Genomic DNA, 24,768 nt, shown 5'->3' with positions numbered 1-24,768 from the left:
ATATGTGTTCTGTGCCGTTAAAATCCTGTTTAGTGCTGGCTGCGCTTTTACTGGCAGGCTGCGCGTCCAAGCCAGCTGCAACACAACCGGGCGCGACAGCTAGTACCGGCGCGCAATATACAGATAGCCGGGATCCACTTGAAACCATCAACCGGCCACTGTGGGATTTCAACTACGATATTCTCGATAAGTATCTGCTGCGCCCTGCTACTGTAGGTTATATGACCGTTGTACCGAAACCGGCACGCAAAGGGTTGGTGAATGCCGCTAATAACCTTAGTGAGCCTGCCAGTTTTTTAAACGGTACCTTACAGGCTAAACCTGATAGCGCGGCAATCAGTGCCGGACGTTTTCTGGTAAACAGCACTCTGGGGTTGTTTGGTCTGTTTGACGTAGCGACAAAGATTGGCCTGGTGCAGCGCGAAGAGGATTTCAGTCAGACGCTGGCCGTTTGGGGTGTTGGCGACGGCCCGTTTTTAATGTTGCCAGCACTGGGGCCGAGCACCGTGCGCGGCACTACAGGCGGAGTTGTTGATAATCTGTATTTTCCTTTAGCGCTACTTAATACGCCACTAACATTAACCCGTGCCGCTATAGGTGCGCTGGATGCGCGTGAACAATTGATGTCGATGGAAAATTTACTGGAAGAATCGTTGGATCCCTATGCGTTTGTCAAAGAATCATACTTCCAGCGTCAGCAGTTTAAGATATACGATGGCAACCCGCCAAAAGCACCAGAGCCGGAAGTGGATGAAGCCGCTTTGGACGATCTGCTGGACGATTTAGAGTAACAAACGAGCCAAGTCTTAATAATGATCATTTAAGCAGAATCGGTTTGCCCTAAGCCAACCGTCTCAGCCCCGGATGGGCTGAGAGGAGCCCCCACGGATGGGTTTACGGCGTGTTGGTGTGGCAAACCGATGGCAGCTGCAGCGTTCACTGACCGGCATTAGCCAAAACCTGGTTTAACGTTTAAAACCTATCCTGAAACCGCCCCAATGCCGGCCATTGATATAAATTGGTACCGATAAATCATGTAGGATCTCGCCGGTATCGCGTTTATACGTTTGTAGCAACATGCTTTGAGTATGATTGCCGCAGCGACTGCCGGTGCGGTCGTTAAAGATGCGTTTGGTGCGGTTTTGCAGTAAATCTTTTTCATAGTTACCGCTTAGCGGCTGGCTGAATTTCTTATTGTGGGTAGGGAAGTAGCCTTTGCGATCGACAGCGCCAGCGTACAGAATATTGCTGTGTCGGGATAATATCGGCTCCTGAATATCGGGCAGAAACTTATCGGTAAAACTGTCGTACCCTGTGTGATATTTGGTCGGATTAGTATCTTTTATCGGCTGATATTTCTCAGCGAAAATAGCATCACTACTTAGCTGTCCGCTGGCTATTGCGTTTGCAAACAATGCGCCGATTTGCTCCGCTGCCTGCATTGCCTCCGCCAGGATTGGACTGAAAAAGCTGTGGCTGCTAAGCGTGCTTAATTCGCGGTAAACACTTTCTGTTTCCTCTGACAATTCAATAGCCTGTTGCGCTACCGACTGGCCTTTAGTGCCGATGTTCTGCAGTGCTTTGCTGATACTTACAACAGATCCGGCCAATTCTTCGCTGGTGTGTTGTAAGTCAGCACTGACTTGTTCAATGTGCCCCAGCGAGCGTGATGAGGCGCCTATCTGGTTATTAATGTCAGTAAAGCCTGCAGCAACCTGTTGCAGTTCGTGTTGTACCTGTTCGCCAGCGTGCTGCAGTTGGCCCATCTGACCAGCTGTTTGCTGGCTTTGCTGGCGGATATTAGCCAGCATAGCAGCGATATCCTGGGTTGCCGCCGCGGTTTTGCCAGCCAGCGCCCGTACTTCTTCAGCTACGACAGCAAAGCCGCGGCCTTGCTCACCTGCTCTTGCTGCCTCTATCGCGGCATTCAGTGCCAGCAGGTTGGTTTGTTCGGCCACGGTGTTAATCACTTCGGTAATACGCTGAATGTCGTCGCTGCTGCTACGTAAACGCGCCAGTTGTTCTGCTGCATCTCTTACGGCTACAACCAGAGCACCAATATTCGTTACGCCGTTCGCCAGTAGCAGATCTGCCTGTTGTGAAGCTGTTGCGGTATTTTGCAAGGTTTTGCCAATACTCTGTAACGAGTTTGTCAGGTCGGTACCGCTGCTGGCCAGTCGGTTGCTTACGGCTGCGATATTGTCACTGTCTGCGCTGCTTTGCTTGATATCTTTTATCAGGCTATCGATATAAAAAGACACTTCAGCCGCACCTATTGCCATATTTGACGTAGCTTCAGTGATATTGTCGGCTGTTTTGGCCAAGGCTTCGCCATTGTCGTTGGTTGGTTGCTGCTCTGCTTTGGCTGGCCAGTACAAGTAGATGAGCAGTAGTAGCGAGGTAGTCAGAGCGGAGATTAAAGCGGAGCTACTAACGCTAAATACCGCAAACTGTACAAGTGCAAGCAATAACACAAACAACGCTGGTTTAAGTTTATTATTTAGCATAAGTATCTCTTGGCTATGCAAATTAGTGATAACTGTAGCGTGTTTTTCAGTGTTGGTACTTTGGCTCGTACTGTCAATCACTGTTTAAGAAGGGCAGACTAAAGTCTATACAGATAAAAAATAAAAATATAACCCCTTGTTCTACCTTCAGGCGTCAAAAGGAGTAACAGCAGAAAAAAGGGGAAAACCAAATGTTATCAATACAGCAACCTGCCACAGATAAAATACCGGCTACTAAGTTTGCAGCTGCCATAGGCGGAGGCCTTGGCGTGACGTTAGTGTTGTTTGCCGCGATGCAACAGTTAATTGCAATAAAAGACGGCGTAAGAACGCCGCCCGCTGAAATGCCGGTGATACAGTTGTACGAACAAGCGCAGGACAGTGAGCCTGATATCAGGCCGGTAATACCAGCCCGGCCTGCACCGACTCCGCGCCAGTTGCCGGTTACTACACCTGAGCCTGCCGATACCGTTAGCGTCGGTACGATGGCGGTTACCCTGACAGGCCCGGTTTTGCCAGCTAGCAGTGGCGGCAGGTTGGAGCCGGCTGACCGGGGCGCAACGCCGCTGGTGCGTATTGAGCCGCGTTATCCGGTAACCGCTGCCCGTGACGGCGTCAGTGGTTGGGTGCGGCTTGGTTTCAGTATCAATGAGAGCGGTGCAGTTACCGATGTGACAGTACTTGCAGCAGAGCCTGCACGGGTGTTTGAACGTGAGGCAATGGCCGCGCTTAAGCGTTGGAAATATCAGCCTAAGCAGGTTGATGGCAAAACAATAAAACAAACTGGTATGCAGGTGCAGCTCGATTTCAGTCTGGACCAGAGCTAATCTGAGTAATAGCGTTGGCGGTAACAGGAGCGTTATATGGCATTATCCTTTTTCTGGCCCGGTGCTGTGACCCCGGAGTTGACCTCAGAGCAGCTTTACAGCCGGTATCAGCAGTACGGTGATACCAACGCGTTGGAGCAACTGATTGCTCTGCACGGCAACGCACTGTACCACTTTTTGTTGCGTCAATCTGACCGGACACTGGCTGAAGATATCAGTCAGCAATGCTGGCTTAAACTGGTTTCTTCGCATGCCTGTTTTGCTGGCCAGAGTAACTTTAAAACCTGGTTATTTACACTGGCCCGGCATAGTTTGATTGATGAGCTCAGAAGGCTGAATCGCTGGCAATGGCAGGAGTTGGGAGATGATACTGCATGTGCACCATTTAGTCCGGAGGAGGTTCTGGCAATAAGTCAGCAGCGACTGCAGTTTGGTGAGCTGATGATGCTGCTGCCATTTACCCAGCGCGAAGCCCTGATGTTACAGTTGGAGGGCTTCTCGTTACAGGAAATTTGCCAGATAACGGCGCAAGGCAGTGAAACAGTGAAAAGCCGCTTACGCTACGCCCGTCAGTTTTTACAGCAACATTCTAACCGGGCGCAGCAGGAGTAACTTATGCAAACCCCTGAACAATTTGAGCAAGAGTTAAAACAGCGCTATCAGCATGACAAGGCACTGCATCCGTTGCCAGCGCATATCCGCGATACTGTTCTGCGTCATGCGGCAGCTAAACAGGCCCGCCACTTTGCATTTAACTGGCGAAACCTGCAGTTGGCGCTAGCTTGTGCGGCATTATCAGTATTAGGCTACCTGATGGTATCGTCACCTGCGCAGCAAACGCCGTTGTATTATCAGGTTACGGTATTACATGATGAGGGTTTTAACGAGACACAGCAACACAGTGTCAGTGAGCAAAAACCACAACATGCTAAAGCTGATCGTTACCAGCAGTACCTTGCATCGAATCAACACAGTGAAGCGCTTCATCACCAGGTTGGATTATTAAGGCGGCAACAGCAGCAGTGGAGCATTACCGTATGCAATGATTTGTTTTTAACAATAACACCACAGCTAATGGACAAACTTGATATACCGGGGCAGGTACACATGCGGCTGGAGCAACCGCAATGGGTGGAGTTTATCCGTAATCGTCAAGGACAACTGGTCGCTATTCAGCCAGCAACAGAAGCGTTAATTTGTCCACATAGTTAGGGGCCTTACCAGCGGTGTTTTTACAAAGGCCGGCTTGGCAGCGGCAGGTAAAGTTCATACAATGCTCTCTGGCTGGGCAATAGGTGCTGGCACTAACAACGGATAATAATAACGAGTGAAACCGTTTTTCATTGCAGTATTCGGCTGTTTGTTCAGCGTTGCAGCACTTGCGCAAACAGATAACATTACGCCGGGTGATGACTCGCTGGCTGAACTGGTGGCGGATTTTGATCAGTATTACGCGGCCAAACTGAAAGAGCACAATATTCCCGGTGCCGCCTATGCCATAGTGCAGGGCAATAAAATTATCGCCACAGCCGGTTTTGGTGTGCGGCAGCTCGGCCGTAAAGAGCCGGTAGATCCCTATACGGTGTTTCGTTTAGCGTCAGTATCAAAAACCTTCGCTGGCAGCTTAAGCAGCATTCTCGAAGCAGAAGGTCATTTCAGCTGGGACGATAAGCTGGTTGATTACGTACCTGATTTTTCATTTAAAACTAAAAAGTACAATAGCCAGCTGAAGCTTAAACATCTGTTATCGCAAAGCACCGGCGTGATGCCTAATGCGTATGACAACCTGATAGAAGCAAATGTACCGCTTGAGAAGATTTTGCCACAGTTTAGTAAAATAGACCCTTTATGTCCGCCAGGGCAGTGCTATGGCTATCAAAATGTGTTGTTTAGTCTGATTGACCAGGTTATTCAGAAAACCACCGGCAAAACCTATGCGGAACAGCTACAGGAACGCATTATTACACCATTGCAGTTGCCAACTGCATCAGTCGGGTTGGCTGGTTTTTTCAGCACTGAAAACCGTGCGATGCCGCATGTGCGGGCGAGAGGAAAGTGGTACCCGACTAAAGTGGCCGAAAGCTATTATCATTTCAGTCCGGCTGCAGGCGTTAATGCCAGTGCGATAGATTTGGGTTATTGGTTAATTGCGCAGCTGGGGCATAACCCGGCGGTATTATCTGACGAGCTGCTGGCAGGCATTACTGCCAAGCAGGTAAAAACCCGGCGTGATTTACGCCGTAAAGAATGGCGGCGGTATTTAACGGACGCTCACTACGCCATGGGGTGGCGAGTCTATCAGTTTGGACAGGATGAACTGATTTACCATGGTGGCTGGGTGCAAGGCTACCGTGCTGAAATCGCTTACTCGCGAGAACATCAGCTGGGTCTAGTGATGTTGATGAATGCAGAATCCAACCTGATTAATGAGCTGGGCACGTATTTTTGGTCGGGTATGTTAACGGCTATCCATCAGCAGCGGCAGGAAGAAAAAGCACTGGCGCAAGCTAAGTGAATACGAATGCAGTTTAGTCCCTGAGGGTTTAAAGCAGGCTATTATTGGTGGCGACATACCAATTATAAAACTGACCAACAGGGATCTGACATGTTATCGAACTCAAGCTTTTACCGGCGCTGGTGTTTTCTGCTGCTTTTGGCGGGTTTGTCCTCGCTTACTGCCTGCAACAGCTCCCGAACTACAACTACTGCAAACGATATTAACCCGTACCAACCACAACCCTATGTGCAGTTGTCTCATCCCGAGTGGAGCAAAAACGCTGCCATCTATCAGATAAACATTCGCCAGTTTACACCAGAGGGAACTTTTGTAGCGGCTGCGGAGCAGCTGAACCGGCTAAAAGATCTGGGCGTTAAAATAATCTGGCTGATGCCGGTGCAGCCCATCGGCGAGCTCAACCGTAAAGGAACTTTAGGCAGCCCTTATTCCGTTAAAAACTACTACGGTGTGAATAGCGAGTTTGGCACTGAATATGAGCTTAAGGCCTTTATTGCTGAGGCCCATCAGCTTGGTTTGTATGTAATTTTAGATTGGGTAGCTAACCATACTGCCTGGGATAATGTGCTGGTTAAGCAGCATCCTGATTGGTATTTACGCGATTGGAAAGGCGATTTTCGGCCAACACCCTGGTGGGACTGGGACGACATTATTGAACTGGATTACAGCAACAGTGATTTACGCCGTTATATGACCGGTGCAATGAAATACTGGATACAGGAGTTTGGATTTGATGGTTTTCGCTGTGATGTGGCAGGCTTTGTACCGCTGGATTTTTGGGAGCAAGCCAGAAAAGAGCTCGATAGCATAAAACCGGTGTTTATGCTGGCCGAATTTGAAGGGCGGGATTTTCATGCCAGTGCTTTTGATATGACCTATGGCTGGAGCTGGCATAAAGCCGTGCATGATATTGCTAATGGCCATGCTGATGTAAACAAGCTACGGGTGTATTACTCCTGGAACGAGAAATACTTTCCGCAAAACATTATGCGCATGCTAGGCGTCAGTAATCATGATCAAAATGCCTGGGAAGGCACAGAGTTTGAGATGTTTGGTGATGCACTACACGCGGCTATGGCGCTGTCTGTGGTAGGCGAGGGCATGCCGATGATCTATAACGGTCAGGAGGCTGGTAACGACAGGCGGCTGGCGTTTTTTGAGCGTGATCCTATTATCTGGCGCGAGCATGAAAACGGTAAGTTATATAAGCGGTTACTGGCACTGAAGCGTGATAATACGGCGCTGTGGAATGCAGATTGGGGCGCCAGAATGTTGCCGGTGCATAACAATAAACCCGCACAGATCTTAAGCTTCGTGCGGCAAAACACTAAAGATAAAGTGTTTGCCGTATTTAACTTCAGCGACACGCCGCAACATGTCAGCTTTGATGAGCACCTGCACCACGGCAATTACATTAACTATTTAACTGGTGAAACGGTGCAATTTACAGCTGACAGTACAGTAAAACTGGCCGCGTGGGATTACCGTATTTATGTGCAACCTCAGGCTTTTTGATACACATCGAGCAAAAAGTCTACGCTGATGTCGGGCAGAGTAGCAGCAAACTGCTGCTTCTGCTCGGCGCTGAATTTCCAGGCCAGCGGCACCATTTGTATCAGGGCCGACACATCGTCGGCTTTTTCAAAGCGCAGTGTAAACTGCAGGCGCTGGCGGGTCAGGTGAGTCAGCATTGGTATTTCTGCTATCGCATCACTGTGTAGCTGAACTTCATCATATACAGCCTGTTTAATTTCCAGCAGGTGCTGCGGGCCCGGGCTTACGGTAATTAAGTACCCCTGCGGTTTTAGTAGCCGCTGCAGTTCTTCCGGTTTCGAGGGCGCATAAATGCGCACTATCGCAGCAAAGCTGTTATCGGCAAAGGGCAGCTGATATGCGCTGGCGACACTGAGCTGAATATCGCTGTTAGCTTTGGCGGCAAATTTCACCGCTGCTTTGGAAATATCCACCCCAAAGATTAGCGTGTCGTGTAAAGCACGCTTTAACTGCGCTGTGTAATAGCCCTCACCGCAACCTAAATCAAGCAGCGTGTCCGGCGCTAGTTTTGCAATGGTATCTGAGACTGCCTGTGCCAGTGGCGCATACCAGCCAGCCTGTAAAAAAGCCCGCCTGGCTTGCATCATTTCTTTATTATCGCCAGGGTCTTTGGAGTTTTTATGCTGCACAGGCAACAAATTCACGTAGCCTTCGCGGGCGATATCAAAGCTGTGACGGTTAGTGCACTGATACTGTTTTGCAGTTAGAAGTAAAGGCTGTTGGCACAGCGGGCACAGGTACATAAGAAAATCCGGCCGGAAAAAAGGCCGACAGTGTAGCAGTACAGCAGTGTTTTCGGCAAAGGCTTGCTATACTGGCGTTCATGATCATCTATTCAGTCAACTGTCTGGTGTTTAGCAGACCTTGCGTTACAACGCTGCTGTGCTCGCCGAAGCAACTCGCTCACGCGCAGCGTTCGCTCAGACACTCTTCGGCTGTGCGCAGCAGGTTCTAACCGGCCTGCCAATAGATTTCAGCATCAATAGAAAGAAAAACCGGAGCCTTAATGCAGGAATTAGAGTTGTGGACGCTGGACGAGTTATGTGACCACGCGTTTGATATTTTCGAAGAACTGGCAGCAGAAAACCTGTCTGCCGAAGATTACACTTTGTATCAGCAGCATTATGAAAGCCGCGGTTATGTTGACCTGGCGATACCTGGTGAAGACTGGGTTGAGATGATGATGCAAGACTTAGAGCCTGAGCTGCACTATGAAGCACAAATCGGCCTGACCGGCGAAAATGGCGATGCGGATATCGTGCTGGCACGCATTCTGTTAAGCCGGGAAAAGTATGAGTCACTTTGTCATGCCCAATGGCGCGGTCAATAGTAAAGTGTGGCGTGGGCAATAAAAGGTAATAAAAAAGGTCTGCAATGCAGACCTTTTTCAGTATTAACGTTTAGTGCACGCCATGCATACGCTTTTTCAGCCAGGGGCTGATAAGCAACATAAATACACCGACACCCACACCAACATAGAACAAGAAGCTGAACAGTTCAGTGTACGCTGCAAGCGCCTCACTGACATTCGCCACTTCACCGGCATGAGTATCAATAGCAGCCAGTTTTGCCAATTGTGTTGCCAACAGCTCTGAGTAAGCAGTGGCCAGGAACCAGCTACCCATCATTACGCCTACTACTTTTGGCACCGCCAGTTTGGTCACGGCAGATAAGCCAACCGGTGATAAGCATAGCTCACCCATGGTGTGCAGCGCATAAGCCAGTATTAACCACCAGGCTGCCACATAGCCCGCTTCATTCGGGTGAGTTGCACCATATACCAATGCACCGAAGCCTAAACCGGCCTGGATAATACCCAGCGCAAATTTAACCGGAGTACTTGGCTCGAGTTTGCGTTTGGCCAGCGCTATCCATAACCAGGCGAACAGCGGGGCCAGTGTAATAATGAAAAATGCATTCAGTGAACCGAACTGACCAGCGGTCGCTTCATAACCAAACACGGTGCGATCCAATACCCGGTCTGCGTACAGCGTCATTGACGATGCTGATTGCTCAAACAATGCCCAGAACACCACTGTAGACATGGTTAAGATAATCAGCACTATCATGCGATCACGTTCTTCTTTATTACACTGGGTCGTAATAAACCAGATAATGCCAACCAGAACAATAAATGACATACCAAGCAGAGTACTGTGTACTACAGGGTTGTATTGTACCAGCTGCCACATAACCACCAGTGCAGGAATAGTCGCCAGGTAAATTAACCATTCTTTGTTGATGCCGGCGAACACCTTTTCTTTTAACAGCGCCGGATTTGCTGGTTCTGCATAGCCAAACAGATATTTCTGGCCGGTTAAAAACACAATTAAACCGATAACCATACCAATACCGGCTAAGCCAAAGCCATAACCCCAGCCATAGGTTTCGCCAAGGTAAGTTACAGATAAGGTAGCAATAAAAGAACCCAGGTTAATACCCATATAGAAAATGGTAAAACCGGAGTCGCGACGTGCATCTTCTTTGCCATACAACTGACCCACTATGGTAGAGATATTCGGCTTTAAAAAACCGACGCCCATAATGATCAGTGCCAGCGAGAAGTAAAATACCTGGATAGCGCCGGTATCCTGCACAACTACACCGTTTTCAACATAAGCCTGAAAGCCTTCGTAAGCCAGGCCAAGGTGGCCCATACAGAGTAAGATGGCACCGAAGGTTACTGCTTTACGCATACCTAAATAGCGGTCTGCCAGCATGCCACCTATCACAGGCATGGCATACACTAAGCCAGCATAACTACCCAGTACATCCAGGCCGCCGGCATCGCTGAACAGGTGATACTTTGTTAAATACAGCAACAGCAGATATTTCATGCCGTAGAAAGAGAAGCGCTCCCACATTTCGGTGAGAAAGCACACATACAGCCCGACCGGATGGCCGAGAAATTGCGGCTGATTGGCCGGAGCCGCCGCAACAGTGCTTGAATCAGTCATGGAATCCCCAGTGTTATTAGAATTATCGGCTTCGTTTATATACAGGAAGCTGACCGGATTATGCAGATGTTCGGCTTAGTTGTCATCACCAGCGCGAAAACGATGGGACAAAAAGGGTAAAAAACGCGGTTTTACTGCTGTTTTCCTGCCTCTGCCGGGTACAGTTGGCTGCGTACACGGCTAAAATCTTTGCGGCACAGCGCAAAAGTAACCGGCCTTGTTATCAACGGATATAATACGACCAGCAACACGATATAACCTGCAATTGCCCAGCCATTAGCCCGGGCTATCAGTAAAAATAGCGGCACCAGGATCAGCAGTTTCAGTATATTGAGAGAAATTTTGGTTGGTACCGCCAAATTATCTGCGGCTTTGCGGACAACGGCCATGCGCTGGGGGAAACTCAGGCCTGCCAGTTCAGGAATACTTCGGCTGTTCAGATATAACATAAACGGTTCCTTATTTTGCAGCGGCTAGTTTAACGGTTCTATCTATCGCTTTAAAAGCGCTTTTGGTAAGCTTTACGCCATTGCTGCAACAAGGATCTGTGATGATTAAAGTTCTTAGTGTATTTGGCACCCGGCCAGAGGCGATAAAAATGGCGCCGCTGGTAAACCTGCTGAAACAGCAGGCAGATATCGATAGCCGGGTATGTGTCACCGGTCAACACCGGGAAATGCTGGATCAGGTATTGCAGTTATTTGATATCGAGCCCGAATATGATCTGGCTATTATGAAAGCCGGTCAGGATTTATATGATGTTACCACCAGCATATTGTTAAATATCAAACCTGTGCTGCGTGACTTTAAACCCGACGTTGTGCTGGTGCACGGCGATACCAGCACCACTTTTGCCGCGGCACTGGCGTGTTATTACGAGAAAATTGCCGTTGGCCATGTTGAAGCAGGTTTGCGTACCGGTAATATTTACAGCCCCTGGCCGGAAGAGGCGAACCGTAAGCTGACCGGCGCCATTACCCGTTTCCATTTTGCGCCAACCAAAACGTCTGAGCAAAACCTGTTAAATGAGCAAGTGAAACCGGCGGATATTTTTGTTACCGGTAACACTGTGATCGATGCACTGCTGCAGGTGGTGGCGAAAATAGACAGCGATCAGGCGTTAAGTGAAGAGTTCGCAGCTAAATTTCCATATGGCCAAAATGGCAGGCGGCTTATTCTGGTTACCGGCCACCGGCGTGAAAGCTTTGGTGGTGGTTTTGAGAACATCTGTGCAGCACTTAAGCAGCTGTCGCAGCAGTTTGCCGATTGCGACATTGTTTATCCGGTGCATTTAAACCCGAATGTGCGCGAGCCGGTATTCCGTCTGTTGTCAGATGCTAATAATATCCATCTGATAGAGCCGCAGGATTATCTGCCGTTTGTCTATCTGATGAGCCGCAGCACCCTGGTATTGACAGATTCGGGTGGCATCCAGGAAGAAGCACCGTCATTAGGTAAACCTGTGCTGGTGATGCGCGACACCACTGAGCGCCCCGAAGCGGTGGAAGCAGGTACCGTCAAACTGGTGGGTACCGATACTCAGGTTATTATCAGCGAAGTTACTAAACTGCTGACTGACAAAGCGTATTACGATAGCATGAGTTTTGCGCATAACCCTTATGGTGATGGTAAAGCCTGTCAGCGCATTGCTGAGGTTATCAGGAAGATAAAGTAAATTACTCAGTGCTGAATACAAAGAGAATGTAATGCAAAACCTATTGGAAACAAGTAACAAATGGCTGATAACGGGGTGTGCCGGCTTTATCGGTTCTAATTTGCTGGAAACGTTATTAAAAGCAAACCAGCAGGTAGTGGGGTTGGATAACTTTGCGACCGGCTACCAGCGTAACCTTGATGAAGTACAGCAACTGGTTAGTCCGCAGCAGTGGGCTAATTTTACTTTTATTAAAGGTGATATCCGAAGCTCAGCAGATTGTCAGCAGGCATGCAGTGGTGTCGATTATGTGTTGCATCAGGCTGCACTTGGTTCTGTGCCGCGTTCAATTGCAGACCCTGTTACCAGCAACGATACCAACATAAGTGGCTTTTTAAATATGCTTTTAGCGGCGCGTGATGCTGGCGTTAAACGTTTTGTTTACGCAGCTTCCAGCTCAACTTATGGTGATCATCCGGCGCTGCCAAAAGTCGAAGATGCGATTGGCAAGCCACTGTCGCCTTATGCTGTGACGAAATACGTCAATGAGCTGTATGCCGATGTGTTCTCCCGCAGCTACGGTTTTCACAGCATAGGCCTGCGCTATTTTAATGTATTCGGCCCAAGACAGGACCCCAATGGTGCTTATGCCGCAGTGATTCCGAAATGGACTGCTGCCATGATTGCTGATCAAAGCGTTAAGATAAACGGCGATGGTGAAACCAGCCGTGATTTTTGCTTTGTCGACAATGCCGTACAGGCGAACATACGTGCAGCACTGGCAGATATCGAACATTCAGAGGTATTTAACGTTGCACTGGGTGATCGCACTACGTTAAATGAGTTATTTGCTGCTATAGCGAAAAGTTTGGCAGACAATGGCATTCATTACAAAAAGACAGCACAATATGGCGATTTTCGCGCAGGCGATGTGCGCCACTCACAGGCTGATATTAGTAAGGCACAGCGTATGTTGGGTTATGCCCCACAGTATCGTATCCGCGAAGGTCTTTCGCTGGCGATGCCATGGTATATTCAACAGCACGATAGCCTAAAAGGCTGATTTATACCGTAAACGGAATTACACAGGACGTTAAACATGAAGAATATTGCAGACAGTCAGATTGCCATCATTGGTTTAGGTTATGTTGGCCTGCCACTGGCCGTCGAGTTTGGTAAGCATTATGCCACCTTGGGTTTTGATATTAACAAAGCCCGTATTGCTGAGCTCAATATGGGCGAAGATCATACACTGGAAGTCAGTAGCGAAGAGTTAAAGCAAGCAGACAAGCTGCGCTACAGTTGTGAGCTGGATGACTTACGTAATGCCAATGTATTTATTGTCACGGTACCCACACCAATAGATGAACACCGCCAGCCCGATTTAACCCCACTGATTAAAGCCTCTGAAACCTTGGGTAAGGTGATTAAAAAAGGCGATATCGTTGTTTATGAGTCAACGGTTTATCCAGGTGCTACCGAAGAAGACTGTATTCCGGTGATAGAGCGCGTATCAGGCCTTAAATACAATGTGGATTTTTTTGCCGGTTACAGCCCTGAACGCATTAACCCGGGCGATAAAGAACACCGTGTAACGACGATTAAAAAGGTTACCTCTGGCTCAACGCCGGAAATCGCAGAATTTGTCGATAGCCTGTACGGCAGCATTATTACCGCCGGTACCTACAAAGCCAGTTCTATTCGCGTGGCTGAAGCGGCAAAAGTGATTGAAAACACCCAGCGTGATTTGAATATTGCGTTAATCAATGAGCTGGCAGTTATTTTTAACAAATTGGGTATAGATACGGAAGAAGTGTTGCTGGCGGCAGGTACCAAGTGGAACTTTTTGCCGTTCAGGCCTGGTCTGGTGGGCGGGCACTGTATTGGCGTAGACCCATATTACTTAACTCATAAAGCTCAGGCGATAGGTTATAACCCGGAAGTTATTCTGGCCGGTCGTCGCATTAACGACAGTATGGGCCGTTACGTGATCAGCCAGCTGGTTAAAGCAATGATTAAACGCCGCATTCAGGTAAGTGGTGCCAGAGTGTTAGTGATGGGCTTAACGTTTAAAGAGAATTGCCCGGATATCCGTAACACGAAAGTGGTCGATATTCTTGCCGAGCTAAAAGAATATGGTGTGGTTGCAGATGTGTTTGACCCCTGGGTAGATGCAGCTGAAGCTGAACATGAATATGGCATAACGCCAATTGCGCAGCCTGAAGCTGGCAGTTACGATGCAGTGATTCTGGCGGTAGGGCATAAGCAATTCCGGGATATGGGCGCCGCCGGTATTCGTGCTCTGGGTAACGCTGACAGCATACTGTATGATCTGAAATATGTACTCAGTACTGCCGACAGCGATTTGCGGCTGTAATTGTTAAATTGATGCTTTCTGCTCTTAACGCCGATGCTCTATAATCGGCGTTTTGCTTTTCTGAACTGGTATAAATGAACGTCATTGCAGCTCCGCTGGCTGATAGTCTGATCTTTGAACCTGAGCGCTTTGGTGATCAGCGTGGTTTTTTTCAGGAAAACTTCCGTGTGGCTGATTACCGCTTGGCCGGTATTGAAGATGAGCTGGTGCAGGATAACTGGTCACGGTCAGTTAAAGGTGTATTGCGTGGTATGCACTTTCAGCATCAGGCCCCACAGGGCAAGTTAATCAGTGTAATGCGTGGTAAGATTTATGATGTCGCGGTAGATGTGCGCAGGCATTCAGCTAACTTTGGCCGCTGGCAAGCCGTGGTGTTGTCTGAGCATAAACCACAGCAGTTATGGCTGCCGCCCGGTTTTGCCCATGGCTTTTTGGTGTTGTCTGATGTCGCGGATGTGATTTATAAAACCAGTCACTACTACAATCAGGCTGACGAGGGCGCTTTTTCCTGTTTCTCGGCTGAACTTGGTATCTCTTGGCCTGACTTGCCTTATATACAGTCTGCTAAAGACAGCGCTGCGGCAGATTTCCACGAGATTTTCGCTTGAAAACCCTGCTTATAACCGGTGCTGCAGGCCAGTTGGGCCAGTTGTTGCGGCGGCAGTATGCCGCACAGCGACAATTCAAGGTGTTAGCCTGCGACAGTGCAATGTTAGACATCACTGATGACAGCGCACTGCAGCGGCTATTCAGTGCCGTAAGGCCTGATATCGTTATCAACTGCGCTGCTTACACTGCGGTTGACAGTGCTGAACAACAGCCAGAACGCTGTATGCTGGTCAATGCTGTGGCCAGTGCCTCGCTGGCCGCCCTTTGCCGGCAATATGACAGTTTGCTGATCAGTTTCTCAACGGATTACGTATTTGATGGTCAGCACAATGCACCTTACACCGAGTCAGACCCGGCTTCGCCGCTGAATCTGTATGGCAAGTCTAAGTTACTGGCGGAAGACGCTGTAGTGCAGGCCGGAAGATACATCACGTTTCGAACCAGTTGGTTGTTCAGTGCACTGCCTGGCAACTTTGCCAGTTCTATATGGCGGCGTGCTGTGCGTGGTGAGCCTGTTAGTGTCGTCAGTGATCAGCTAGGCGGGCCGACACCGGCCAGTGCTCTGGCTGAGGCGGTTTACCGTCTTACAATGGATTATGCTGCACAGACTTGTTTACCTTACGGCTTGTATCACTTTTGTGGATACCCGTATTGCAGTTGGTATGATTTTGCGAAGGCGATATATCAGCTGGCGGCACCACAACATCAGCATTGCCTGACGGCAATAAACAGCCCTTTCCCCGGTAGTTTGGCAGTACGTCCTGCCTATTCTTGTCTTGATAGCAGCTTATTTCAGCGCACATTCACGCAACCTGCCACAGACTGGCGCACCGAAATTGAGTCGTATGTAAAAAAAATGCGCGTTTAGTTCGTGTATCCGGCTTGGCAGGTAAAAAAAATTCGATAATCAGCAACAAAGCCTATAGAATTCTCAACTTGGTCTGGCCTGATGATACCGACAGATAAAAGGATATATTTTCTGTTTCAGGTCCACTGCAGAGCACTATAAACCAATAAGAACCGGAGCGACGAGTGGTTAATTTCGTTAAATATTTGGCATTCTCTCTGTTTTTTGCGCTACCGCTGTACAGTCTTGCGCAAACCGTCACCCCCGCCATGATGGAGCAGTTCAAACAGCTACCCAGGGCGCAGCAAGAACAGCTGGCTAAGCAATACGGTATAAATCTCAGTGAATTGGGGCTTGATAGTGCAGCCCAGACAGATACTGATACTACCGATACCGACCAGGACAATCGGTTAAAACGCCGAAAACAACAGCTTGAGCAGAAAAAGCCCGAAGAAGACGATAAACCAAAGCGTTTCGGCCTGAACATGTTTGATGAGGCCAGTTCAGTCTTTGCGCCGGCAAAGAATTTGCCGGTACCGGACAATTATATTTTAGGGCCGGGCGACAAACTGTTACTGCAACTGTTTGGCAAACTAAACCGCGATATTCAAGCAGAAGTAAACCGTGATGGCGCTGTAAATATTGCCGAGATGGGCGCTGTACAGGTATCAGGTTTACGTTACGCCGAAGCAAAGCAGCTGATTATTGAACGGGTACGGCAGCAGCTTCTGGGTACAGATGTAGCCGTCAGCATGGGATCTCTGCGGACAATTAACGTATTAATCGCTGGTGAGGCAAAGTACCCGGGCTCGTATAATTTGCCGGCGCTAAGTTCAGTAACCCAGGCCCTTTATGCCGCCGGTGGGGTAAGTGATATTGGTAGCCTGCGGCAGATTTCGGTACAGCGCTCAGGCAAAAGTGTTGCAACCTTTGACTTGTACGCCTTGCTGTTAAAAGGCGATGCCAGAAACAACCTGCATTTAAAAGACGGCGATGTGATTTTTATCGCACCGGTAAGTGCTATTGCTGAGGTCGCCGGAGAAGTGCACCGGCCTGCACTGTATGAAGTGGCTGCAGATGACTCGCTGCTGGATCTGCTGAACATGGCCGGCGGTGCCAAGCCCGGAGCTTACCCGCAGCAAGCTGTATTACAGCGTTTTAACGATCAGCATCTGCGCGATTACCTCAGTGTTGATTTAACAGATAAGGCACAACAACAGATAAAGGCCCGAGCCGGTGATGTGCTCAGAGTTGGCGCTACTTCACCACAAATCAAAAATTCAGTGACGCTGGCCGGAGCGGTGGCCCGTCCCGGTATCCATGCCTGGCGCCAAGGTCTACACCTGACAGACTTATTGGGTTCAAGATGGTCAGACTTACAGCGTACTGCAGATCTGAACTACGGTATTGTGCTGCGTGAAGTAAATACACTGGGCGACGTAGAGGTGCTGCAATTTAGGCTTGCCGATGCAATAGCACAGCCGGCAGGTAGCGAAAATATAGAGTTGCAGGCCCGTGATACTGTGATCGTGTTTCACAATGCGTTGCAGACTTATCAGCGCTCAGCATTAAACAAATATCTGCGCGATGCATTGGAAAAACGCTTTGATATTGCCGTTGAATTACGTTGGTTAAATCAGCTGGATCTGGCGGAAGAGGGCTTCCGGCTCATGTCAGAACAGGAACAACTGACAGAAGAGTTACTGAATGAAGAAATTAATAAATTCAGACAGGGAGAAAGCCGCTTATATGCTGAGGATATTTCTAAGCCGGATCAGCAAAAAGCCCTGAAAGAGAATTTCAGCTATTTACTGCAGCACGTGTTGGATGACCCTGAACTGATAAAGCTGACGCCTCATCTTACCCGTACCGAACTGTTATATCCGGTATTGGAAAAGTTGCGCTTGCAGGCCCGTAACGGCGCCGAGCCTCAGGTTGTCAGTGTCAGCGGTGAAGTCTTGGTAGAGGGCGAATACCCACTGGCTAAAAATGCGGATGTACGGGATCTGATCGATGCAGCCGGTGGCTTGAAAGACTCAGCCTTTTTACGCCGCGCTGAATTGTCCCGAGCTATCTCCCGTGTTGACGCCAGTCGCGGCCTGAACGTAGAACACTCTGTCGTAGATTTGACGGAGGTACTATCTGGCGGTCAGACAGTGAAACTGGCAAGTCGTGATCGCTTGAATGTGTTTCCTGTTCCTGAGTGGGATTTAGATCGCACCATAGAGCTGACCGGTGAGGTTAAGTTTCCAGGCGTTTACACTATTCAGCAGGGGGAAATGCTCGCTGACGTGTTAAAGCGTGCCGGAGGGGTAACTGCCAATGCCTTTGTTGACGGCTCAGTGTTTACCCGTGAGCAGATCCGTGAGCGTGAAACCCAGCAGCTGAAAAAGCTCAGTGAGCAGTTGCGTGCAGATATCGCCGCAAAATCCTTATCCAGCGAAACAGCCCGCATTACACCGGAAGATGCTATCACCATGATCAGCGAAATCGAAAAAGTGAAACCGGTTGGCCGTCTGGTTATTAATTTGCCAATGATTATGGCAGGAGACCCGTCAGCAGATTTACCGGTGGAAGATGGCGATAAACTGCATATCCCGCGGGTAAACAATACCATTGCTATTGTTGGTGAGGTTCAGCATCCCAGCAGCCATCGTTTTGCGGCGAATCTTACGTTGGATGATTACCTGAAGTTGGCCGGTGGCTTCCGTAAGCGGGCTGATAATGACCGTGTTTATGTAATACGGGCTGATGGTTCCGTAATGGTGCCAGAAAACAGTTGGTTTAGCGTCAGTAAAAACAGCCTCAAAGCAGGCGACACTATAGTGGCACCGCTGGACACTGAATATAAAGACAACTTAAGTTTGTGGACGCAAGTGACGCAGATTTTCTATCAGAGTGCAGTGGCCGTTGCAGCATTGAACAGTTTCTAACAAACGGATTAGTAATGAGCAAAGACTTAACAAGTGATGTCGGCTATGCCAATGACGAAATCGGACTCAATGAACTGTTTAGTGAAATCTGGCGCGTTAAGTTCTGGTTAGGCGGGATTTCATTTCTGGTTGCCGTGGTTGTAGCCCTATACAGCCTGACTCTGCCAAATATATACCGGGCTGAAGCGCTGGTAACGCCGGTTGAAGAAGGCGCAGGGGGTAAGCTGGGGAGCTTAGCTGGCCAGTTTGGCGGCCTGGCGTCACTGGCTGGCATTAGCCTTGGTAAAGGTGAAGGCAATAAAAGCGTTATCGCGCTTGAGAAACTAAAGTCACGTGAGTTTTTCTTTAAATTTGCCGAAAAACATCAGATTTTGGTGCCGCTTATGGCAGCTGAAAGTTGGGATCCTGAAACCGACACACTGATTTTAGATGATGATATTTATGATGCTGATAGCCAGACTTGGGTGAGAAATGTGCGTTGGCCTCGCCAACCGAAGCCCAGCTTGCAAGAGGCGCATGAATACTTTCTTGATAACTTGACTGTTACAGAGGATAAAACCAACGGTATGGTGAAAGTTATGCTGGAGCATGTGTCTCCCACCATAGCACGTGACTGGACAACGGCACTGATTGCAGATTTAAATGATGAAATGCGCCAACGCGATGTCAGTGAAGCGCAATCCAGTATTGCTTATCTGGAACAGCAGGTTGCGGATACCAAAATTACCGAAATAAAAACGGTACTGTACCAGCTGATTGAAGAGCAAACGAAAACCCTGATGTTAGCCAATGTTAAACCAGAATATATTCTGGAAACTGTGGATGCAGCCATAGTGCCGGAAAAGAAATATAAACCGGGCAGAGCAATTATGGTCATAGGTGCCGCCGTGGTTGTATTTATTGGCGGGGTGGGTTTTCTGATGATTCGTCTGGTAATGAAGAAAGAAAAATGAAAGTGTTAGTAACCGGCGGTGCAGGCTTTATTGGTTCTGCCGTTGTACGCCATATCATCACCAATACTCAGGCCAGTGTAGTTAATGTCGATAAGCTGACCTACGCCGGTAATTTAGCTTCGCTTGAAACAGTAGCTGGCAGTTCTCGTTATGCCTTTGAGCAAGTTGACGTATGTCACCGCCAAGAGCTGGAGCGGGTATTTAACCAGTATCAGCCAGACGTCGTAATGCATTTAGCCGCCGAGAGCCATGTTGATCGCTCTATTGATGGCCCGGCAGCTTTTATTGAAACCAATATTGTTGGTACTTATACCCTGTTAGAGGCCGCCCGCAGCTACTGGTCGGCATTGCCGGCGGAGCGCAAAACAGCGTTTCGCTTTCATCATATTTCCACTGATGAAGTGTTTGGTGACTTACACGGCAGTGATGATCTCTTCACAGAAACCACACCTTACGCACCAAGCAGCCCTTATTCAGCAAGTAAAGCCAGCTCAGATCATCTGGTACGTGCCTGGCACCGCACCTACGGTTTGCCTGTTATCGTGACTAACTGTTCAAATAACTATGGCCCTTACCATTTTCCGGAAAAGCTTATTCCGCTGATGATTTTAAATGCCCTGGCAGGTAAGGCGTTACCGGTTTACGGTAAAGGTAATCAGATCAGAGACTGGCTATATGTTGAAGATCATGCCCGCGCCTTGTACAAAGTTGTCACAGAAGGCGAGGTTGGCGAAACCTATAACATTGGCGGCCATAACGAAAAGCAGAATATTGAGGTAGTAAGGACGCTATGTAGTTTGCTTGAAGAGCTGGCGCCACAAAAACCGGCGGGTGTGCAGCACTACGAAGATTTAATTACTTATGTCACAGACAGGCCCGGCCACGACCTGCGTTATGCAATAGATGCCGGTAAAATAGAGCGTGAGCTGGGCTGGGCACCACAAGAGACATTTGACAGCGGTTTGCGTAAAACTGTGCAATGGTTTTTAGCTAATCAGACCTGGTGGCGGGCTGTGCTTGACGGTAGTTATTCGCTGCAGCGGTTAGGCCAAGGGAGCTGAAAGCATGAAAGGTATTATCTTAGCCGGTGGCTCTGGTACCCGGCTTTACCCGATAACCAGAGGCGTGTCTAAGCAGTTGCTGCCGGTGTATGACAAACCGATGATTTATTATCCTTTGTCTGTGTTAATGCTGGCGGGTATCCGCGATATTTTAATTATTACCACACCGGAAGATCAGGCTGCGTTTCAGCGGTTATTGGGTGATGGCGCAGACTTTGGGATAAGCCTCAGCTATGCCGTGCAGCATAGCCCGGATGGTTTGGCGCAGGCATTTATTATCGGCGAGCAGTTTATCGGTAACGACAGTGTGTGTCTGGTGCTGGGCGACAATATTTTTTACGGCCCGGGCTTTAGCCCTAAACTGAAATCTGCTGCTGCCAAAGCAAGCGGCGCCACAGTATTTGCTTATCAGGTAAAAGATCCTGAACGTTTTGGTGTAGTTGAGTTTGACCGTAACTATAAGGCGATATCAATAGAAGAAAAGCCGCAGCAACCTAAGTCAAATTGTGCCGTTACCGGGCTGTATTTTTATGACAATGATGTTATCAGCATTGCTAAAACAATAGCGCCGTCAGAGCGTGGCGAGCTTGAAATTACCTGTGTTAACCGGCGCTATCTGGAGCAGGGCAAGCTGAGTGTCGAAATTCTCGGGCGCGGCTTTGCCTGGCTTGATACCGGCACTTTTGACAGCCTGCTCGATGCGAGCACCTTTGTGCAAACGATAGAACATCGGCAAGGCTATAAAATAGCAGCACTGGAAGAAATAGCATTTTACAATGGCTGGCTGTCCCGCGAGCAATTATTCGCTGCCGGTGAAAAAGCTGGCAAGAACAGCTATGGTCAGTATCTAATGCAGATTGCCCGGGAGCATAGAGGTTAATATGGCCTACTTTTCTCAGCAGCAGCTCGCTGAAATGGGTTTTAAAGCCCTTGGCAAAAATGTCCGCATCAGTGACAAGGCTGCCATTTATAACCCGGAGCAAATATCTATTGGTGATAACAGCCGCATAGATGATTTTTGTGTTGTTTCAGGCTCGGTGAGCATTGGCAGTTATTGCCACATTACGCCTATGTGTCTGGTCGCAGGTGGTAGCCCAGGTATAACGCTGGAAGATTTTTGTACACTGGCTTATGGCGTGAAAGTGTTTGCTCAGTCAGACGATTATTCCGGCGCAACCATGGTCAACTCGCTTATCCCGAAGAAATTCAAGAACGAGTTATTTGCCCCGGTATTGCTCGGCAGGCAAACTATTGTCGGTGCCGGCGCTACCATAATGCCGGGTGTTATATTGGCTGAGGGCTGTGCAGTGGGCGCTATGTCGCTACTTATCAAAAGTACGCAGCCCTGGGGTATTTATACCGGCATCCCGGCCCGGCGCCTGAATGACCGAAAGCGTGATTTGTTGCAGCTGGAACAGCAGTTCTTTAGAGAGATAAATAATGATTCCTTTTAATCATCCCCCTTATACCGGTGCCGAAGATCAATATGTACTGGATGCAATGCGCAGCGCCAAACAATCCGGGGATGGGCCTTATGGTTTAAAGTGTCAGAAATGGTTTGAGCAGCACCTTGGTTGCGCTAAAGCCTTGTTGACTCCGTCGTGCACACATGCGCTTGAGATGGCGGCGATACTAATTAATATTCAACCGGGCGATGAAGTCATCATGCCCAGTTACACCTTCGTCAGCACTGCCAACCCTTTTGTGCTGCGCGGTGCTAAGGTGGTGTTTGTTGATGTTCGCCCTGACACCATGAACATTGACGAAACGCTGATTGAGGCGGCTATTACTGCAAAAACCAAAGCCATAGTACCTGTGCATTATGCCGGTGTCAGTTGTGATATGGACGCGATTATGGCAATAGCCGCTAAGCATAACCTTTATGTGGTGGAAGATGCCGCGCAAGCCTTCGATGCTTTTTACAAAGGTCAGCCGGTTGGTATTAAAGGACATTTATCGGCATTTAGTTTTCACGAAACTAAAAATGTCACCAGCGGTGGTGAAGGTGGTTTGCTGGTGATAAACGACCCTACCTTTGTCCAGCGTGCCGAAGTTATTCGTGAAAAAGGGACTAACCGTAGCCAGTTTTTTCGCGGTATGGTGGACAAATACACTTGGGTCGATGTAGGTAGCAGTTATTTGCCGTCAGAGTTGCAAGCCGCTTACTTGTACGGTCAGTTGACTGAGGCAGAGCTTATTTCGGCTAAACGGATGGCGGTATGGCAACAATACAACGATGCTCTTAAACCGTTACAGGATAAAGGTGTTTTGACGCTGCCACAGATCCCGGCTGATTGTGAACATAATGCGCATATGTACTATGTAAAAGTTAAAGACATTGACGTCAGAACCAACCTACTAAGCTATTTGAAAGAGCAGGGTATCACTGCAGTATTCCATTACGTACCTTTACACAGCGCACCAGGCGGTAGTAAGTTTGGTGCAATGCACGGCGAAGATATTTATACAACGCTTGAGAGCGAGCGTTTGGTGCGTTTGCCGCTTTACTTCAGCATTACAGATGAACAAATTAGCGATGTTACTCACAGTATAGAGAGATTCTTTAGTTGAGGTTGAGGACTCTGCTGGGATACGCATCCGGCTCTGCTTTAAGCGCTATATTGAGTTTTGCCACTTTGCCAGCGTTAGCGTGGAGCTTCTCACAGGAGGATATTGGCAAGCTGGTTATGCTTCAGGTTGCCTGTTCACTGATGGCTGTGGTGTTTAGCCTTGGGCTCGATCAATCCTATGTCAGAGAATTCAACGAGGTTGAAGACAAATACGGGCTTGCAAAGATTTGCCTACTACCTGGCTTAGTATTGCTTGCTTGTGTTTGTTGTCTTATTGCGTATTTTCATCAGTCAGCAGGCATGTTTTTCTTTGGCATAGATAGCAGGGGCTACTTTTATTTGGCGCTTGCCGGATGTTTTGCACTTTATCTGGAGCGATTTTTCTCAGTTTTCATAAGAATGCAGGAATGGGCCGTCGCTTATTCTGTGACGAAGGTATTTCCAAAATTATTCTTTTTATCTTTCGTGCTATGCGCCTATTTCTACCTGCAATTTCAGTCTCTGCAGACGTTGCTGTTTATGCAAGTGCTAAGTTGGTTTCTGGCGATAGCTGTAATGTCAGTTTTTCTGGCCCAAGTGCTAAAGCGTGCTATGACTGCCCAGCTACCATTTAAAGGTTTGCGTCCGCTGCTTAGTTTTGGGTTGCCACTGGTGCTTAACGGTATAGCTTTTTGGGGGTTGACCTATGTTGATCGGTTGATGCTTGCACACTATGCATCATTTGCGGATGTTGGTTTGTATGCAATTGCAGCAGGGTTCGCCGGCGTTGCGATGCTGTTCCAGCAGATATTTTCGACGGTATGGCACCCAACTATATATCGCTGGGTTGCCGAAGGGGTGCAACTGGAACGTGTTTGCACGGTATCCGCGGTGTTACAGCTAATATCGTTTTTACTGATCGCTTTGGTTGGCAGTTTTGCGTGGTTATTACCGTATTTTTTGCCGCAAGATTACTTTGCAGTAGAATTTATTATAGCGGCCTGCATGATTCAGCCACTTTTTCTGATGATTTCTGAGGTGTCTGGTATTGGTATAAGTGTGTCTCGGGCAACAAAGTACTTACCGGCGGTTACGGTTGCTGCGTTGATTGTAAATATTGGTTTAAATGTTTGGTTAATTCCGTTATTCGGGGCTGGCGGAGCTGCTGTTGCTACAGCTGTATCAACGGGGATCTATTTGCTCTTTAAAACTGAACTATCCTGGCGCTTATGGTGCACCCAGCCCACAGCAAGGCTATATCTGAGTATGATGCTGACATTGACTGGCTGTATAGTGCAGGCTCTGGCAATAACGGAAAATACGGTTTACTACATGGTGATGTGGTCTTCTTTTGCCGTGTTTCTGTTGTACTTATATAGAGATGTGCTACCTAAGCTCAAAGAGCTAAAACACGGAATATTTTAA

General features: G+C 48.4%; 23 protein-coding genes. 19 read left to right on the top strand and 4 right to left on the bottom strand.

All coding sequences use genetic code 11. From position 1 onward, the window contains the following. Positions 1 to 2: 2 nt before the first annotated feature. Positions 3 to 791, top strand: coding sequence for an MlaA family lipoprotein (locus tag LHL18_RS03790; protein ID WP_226765836.1), 789 nt, complete (start codon positions 3 to 5; stop codon positions 789 to 791). A 174-nt stretch (positions 792 to 965) separates the two neighbouring features. On the opposite strand, the gene LHL18_RS03785 is transcribed toward LHL18_RS03790, so the two are convergent. Continuing rightward, positions 966 to 2,507 (bottom strand): methyl-accepting chemotaxis protein, encoded by a 1,542-nt coding sequence (locus tag LHL18_RS03785; protein WP_226765835.1) that lies wholly within the window; start codon positions 2,505 to 2,507, stop codon positions 966 to 968. Positions 2,508 to 2,698: 191 nt separating this feature from the next. On the opposite strand from LHL18_RS03785, the gene LHL18_RS03780 reads away from it, so the two are divergent. From LHL18_RS03780 to LHL18_RS03760, 5 genes are all read left to right on the top strand, one after another. Continuing rightward, positions 2,699 to 3,334 (top strand): energy transducer TonB, encoded by a 636-nt coding sequence (locus LHL18_RS03780; RefSeq protein ID WP_226765834.1) that lies wholly within the window; start codon positions 2,699 to 2,701, stop codon positions 3,332 to 3,334. A 36-nt stretch (positions 3,335 to 3,370) separates the two neighbouring features. After that, positions 3,371 to 3,946 (top strand): sigma-70 family RNA polymerase sigma factor, encoded by a 576-nt coding sequence (locus LHL18_RS03775; RefSeq protein WP_226765833.1) that lies wholly within the window; start codon positions 3,371 to 3,373, stop codon positions 3,944 to 3,946. A gap of 3 nt (positions 3,947 to 3,949) precedes the next feature. After that, positions 3,950 to 4,546, top strand: a complete 597-nt coding sequence (locus tag LHL18_RS03770; RefSeq protein ID WP_226765832.1) for a hypothetical protein — start codon at positions 3,950 to 3,952, stop codon at positions 4,544 to 4,546. A 115-nt stretch (positions 4,547 to 4,661) separates the two neighbouring features. After that, a complete protein-coding gene (locus LHL18_RS03765; protein WP_226765831.1) occupies positions 4,662 to 5,849 on the top strand; it encodes a serine hydrolase domain-containing protein in 1,188 nt (395 codons plus the stop codon). A 90-nt stretch (positions 5,850 to 5,939) separates the two neighbouring features. Then, a complete protein-coding gene (locus LHL18_RS03760; protein ID WP_226765830.1) occupies positions 5,940 to 7,364 on the top strand; it encodes an alpha-amylase family glycosyl hydrolase in 1,425 nt (474 codons plus the stop codon). Here LHL18_RS03760 and rlmA read toward each other — a convergent pair. Continuing rightward, positions 7,352 to 8,146, bottom strand: a complete 795-nt coding sequence (rlmA, locus tag LHL18_RS03755) for a 23S rRNA (guanine(745)-N(1))-methyltransferase (RefSeq protein WP_226765829.1) — start codon at positions 8,144 to 8,146, stop codon at positions 7,352 to 7,354. The genes LHL18_RS03760 and rlmA overlap by 13 nt on opposite strands. Positions 8,147 to 8,409: 263 nt before the next feature. Between rlmA and LHL18_RS03750 the strand changes: the two genes are divergently transcribed. Further along, positions 8,410 to 8,733: a DUF440 family protein gene (locus LHL18_RS03750; RefSeq protein WP_134053865.1), complete on the top strand. Its 324-nt coding sequence runs from the start codon at positions 8,410 to 8,412 to the stop codon at positions 8,731 to 8,733. Positions 8,734 to 8,803: 70 nt separating this feature from the next. Here the strand turns inward: LHL18_RS03750 and LHL18_RS03745 are convergent, their stop codons facing one another. Then, positions 8,804 to 10,360: a peptide MFS transporter gene (locus LHL18_RS03745; RefSeq protein ID WP_226765828.1), complete on the bottom strand. Its 1,557-nt coding sequence runs from the start codon at positions 10,358 to 10,360 to the stop codon at positions 8,804 to 8,806. 131 nt (positions 10,361 to 10,491) lie between these two features. Beyond that, positions 10,492 to 10,809, bottom strand: coding sequence for a DUF6170 family protein (locus LHL18_RS03740; RefSeq protein ID WP_226765827.1), 318 nt, complete (start codon positions 10,807 to 10,809; stop codon positions 10,492 to 10,494). A gap of 101 nt (positions 10,810 to 10,910) precedes the next feature. On the opposite strand from LHL18_RS03740, the gene wecB reads away from it, so the two are divergent. The 12 genes from wecB (at position 10,911) to LHL18_RS03680 (ending at position 24,768) form a co-directional block, all read left to right on the top strand. Further along, positions 10,911 to 12,035, top strand: a complete 1,125-nt coding sequence (gene wecB / locus LHL18_RS03735; protein WP_226765826.1) for a non-hydrolyzing UDP-N-acetylglucosamine 2-epimerase — start codon at positions 10,911 to 10,913, stop codon at positions 12,033 to 12,035. 31 nt (positions 12,036 to 12,066) lie between these two features. Then, positions 12,067 to 13,077 (top strand): SDR family oxidoreductase, encoded by a 1,011-nt coding sequence (locus tag LHL18_RS03730; protein ID WP_134053873.1) that lies wholly within the window; start codon positions 12,067 to 12,069, stop codon positions 13,075 to 13,077. A 36-nt stretch (positions 13,078 to 13,113) separates the two neighbouring features. After that, positions 13,114 to 14,391, top strand: a complete 1,278-nt coding sequence (gene tviB, locus LHL18_RS03725; RefSeq protein ID WP_226765825.1) for a Vi polysaccharide biosynthesis UDP-N-acetylglucosamine C-6 dehydrogenase TviB — start codon at positions 13,114 to 13,116, stop codon at positions 14,389 to 14,391. Positions 14,392 to 14,465: 74 nt separating this feature from the next. Next, positions 14,466 to 14,999, top strand: coding sequence for a dTDP-4-dehydrorhamnose 3,5-epimerase (gene rfbC, locus LHL18_RS03720; protein WP_226765824.1), 534 nt, complete (start codon positions 14,466 to 14,468; stop codon positions 14,997 to 14,999). Beyond that, positions 14,996 to 15,868: a dTDP-4-dehydrorhamnose reductase gene (rfbD, locus tag LHL18_RS03715; protein WP_226765823.1), complete on the top strand. Its 873-nt coding sequence runs from the start codon at positions 14,996 to 14,998 to the stop codon at positions 15,866 to 15,868. The genes rfbC and rfbD overlap by 4 nt, the downstream gene beginning before the upstream one ends. A 164-nt stretch (positions 15,869 to 16,032) precedes the next feature. Continuing rightward, positions 16,033 to 18,780, top strand: a complete 2,748-nt coding sequence (locus LHL18_RS03710; RefSeq protein WP_226765822.1) for an SLBB domain-containing protein — start codon at positions 16,033 to 16,035, stop codon at positions 18,778 to 18,780. A 14-nt stretch (positions 18,781 to 18,794) separates the two neighbouring features. Beyond that, complete coding sequence (locus LHL18_RS03705; RefSeq protein ID WP_226765821.1) at positions 18,795 to 19,733, top strand: Wzz/FepE/Etk N-terminal domain-containing protein; 939 nt, start codon at positions 18,795 to 18,797, stop codon at positions 19,731 to 19,733. Next, entirely contained in the window at positions 19,730 to 20,794 is a 1,065-nt protein-coding gene (rffG, locus tag LHL18_RS03700; RefSeq protein WP_226765820.1) for a dTDP-glucose 4,6-dehydratase, read from the top strand. The genes LHL18_RS03705 and rffG overlap by 4 nt, the downstream gene beginning before the upstream one ends. A 4-nt stretch (positions 20,795 to 20,798) precedes the next feature. Then, entirely contained in the window at positions 20,799 to 21,674 is an 876-nt protein-coding gene (rfbA, locus tag LHL18_RS03695; protein ID WP_226765819.1) for a glucose-1-phosphate thymidylyltransferase RfbA, read from the top strand. Position 21,675: 1 nt separating this feature from the next. Further along, on the top strand, positions 21,676 to 22,248 hold the full coding sequence (locus LHL18_RS03690; RefSeq protein ID WP_226765818.1) for an acyltransferase: 573 nt from the start codon (positions 21,676 to 21,678) through the stop codon (positions 22,246 to 22,248). Next, positions 22,235 to 23,365, top strand: coding sequence for a dTDP-4-amino-4,6-dideoxygalactose transaminase (gene rffA / locus LHL18_RS03685; RefSeq protein WP_226765817.1), 1,131 nt, complete (start codon positions 22,235 to 22,237; stop codon positions 23,363 to 23,365). Before LHL18_RS03690 ends, rffA begins: the two co-directional genes overlap by 14 nt. After that, positions 23,362 to 24,768: a lipopolysaccharide biosynthesis protein gene (locus tag LHL18_RS03680; RefSeq protein WP_319004159.1), complete on the top strand. Its 1,407-nt coding sequence runs from the start codon at positions 23,362 to 23,364 to the stop codon at positions 24,766 to 24,768. The genes rffA and LHL18_RS03680 overlap by 4 nt, the downstream gene beginning before the upstream one ends.

The organism is Rheinheimera aquimaris (genome assembly GCF_020531985.1).
Taxonomy (GTDB): domain Bacteria; phylum Pseudomonadota; class Gammaproteobacteria; order Enterobacterales; family Alteromonadaceae; genus Alishewanella; species Alishewanella aquimaris.
Note: the sequence above shows the minus strand (reverse complement) of the source record. Positions and strands in the feature narration are given on the sequence as shown.

What these genes read in the sequence shown, in the direction of transcription:
- LHL18_RS03790 (WP_226765836.1), top strand. Translation starts at nt 3, where the DNA reads ATGTGTTCTGTGCCGTTAAAATCCTGTTTAGTGCTGGCTGCGCTTTTA.
- LHL18_RS03690 (WP_226765818.1), top strand. Translation starts at nt 21,676, where the DNA reads ATGGCCTACTTTTCTCAGCAGCAGCTCGCTGAAATGGGTTTTAAAGCC.
- LHL18_RS03770 (WP_226765832.1), top strand. Translation starts at nt 3,950, where the DNA reads ATGCAAACCCCTGAACAATTTGAGCAAGAGTTAAAACAGCGCTATCAG.
- rffA (WP_226765817.1), top strand. Translation starts at nt 22,235, where the DNA reads ATGATTCCTTTTAATCATCCCCCTTATACCGGTGCCGAAGATCAATAT.
- rfbA (WP_226765819.1), top strand. Translation starts at nt 20,799, where the DNA reads ATGAAAGGTATTATCTTAGCCGGTGGCTCTGGTACCCGGCTTTACCCG.
- LHL18_RS03785 (WP_226765835.1), bottom strand. Translation starts at nt 2,507, where the DNA reads ATGCTAAATAATAAACTTAAACCAGCGTTGTTTGTGTTATTGCTTGCA.
- rfbC (WP_226765824.1), top strand. Translation starts at nt 14,466, where the DNA reads ATGAACGTCATTGCAGCTCCGCTGGCTGATAGTCTGATCTTTGAACCT.
- tviB (WP_226765825.1), top strand. Translation starts at nt 13,114, where the DNA reads ATGAAGAATATTGCAGACAGTCAGATTGCCATCATTGGTTTAGGTTAT.
- LHL18_RS03745 (WP_226765828.1), bottom strand. Translation starts at nt 10,360, where the DNA reads ATGACTGATTCAAGCACTGTTGCGGCGGCTCCGGCCAATCAGCCGCAA.
- rffG (WP_226765820.1), top strand. Translation starts at nt 19,730, where the DNA reads ATGAAAGTGTTAGTAACCGGCGGTGCAGGCTTTATTGGTTCTGCCGTT.
- wecB (WP_226765826.1), top strand. Translation starts at nt 10,911, where the DNA reads ATGATTAAAGTTCTTAGTGTATTTGGCACCCGGCCAGAGGCGATAAAA.
- LHL18_RS03760 (WP_226765830.1), top strand. Translation starts at nt 5,940, where the DNA reads ATGTTATCGAACTCAAGCTTTTACCGGCGCTGGTGTTTTCTGCTGCTT.
- LHL18_RS03705 (WP_226765821.1), top strand. Translation starts at nt 18,795, where the DNA reads ATGAGCAAAGACTTAACAAGTGATGTCGGCTATGCCAATGACGAAATC.
- LHL18_RS03775 (WP_226765833.1), top strand. Translation starts at nt 3,371, where the DNA reads ATGGCATTATCCTTTTTCTGGCCCGGTGCTGTGACCCCGGAGTTGACC.
- LHL18_RS03750 (WP_134053865.1), top strand. Translation starts at nt 8,410, where the DNA reads ATGCAGGAATTAGAGTTGTGGACGCTGGACGAGTTATGTGACCACGCG.
- LHL18_RS03740 (WP_226765827.1), bottom strand. Translation starts at nt 10,809, where the DNA reads ATGTTATATCTGAACAGCCGAAGTATTCCTGAACTGGCAGGCCTGAGT.
- rlmA (WP_226765829.1), bottom strand. Translation starts at nt 8,146, where the DNA reads ATGTACCTGTGCCCGCTGTGCCAACAGCCTTTACTTCTAACTGCAAAA.
- LHL18_RS03730 (WP_134053873.1), top strand. Translation starts at nt 12,067, where the DNA reads ATGCAAAACCTATTGGAAACAAGTAACAAATGGCTGATAACGGGGTGT.
- LHL18_RS03780 (WP_226765834.1), top strand. Translation starts at nt 2,699, where the DNA reads ATGTTATCAATACAGCAACCTGCCACAGATAAAATACCGGCTACTAAG.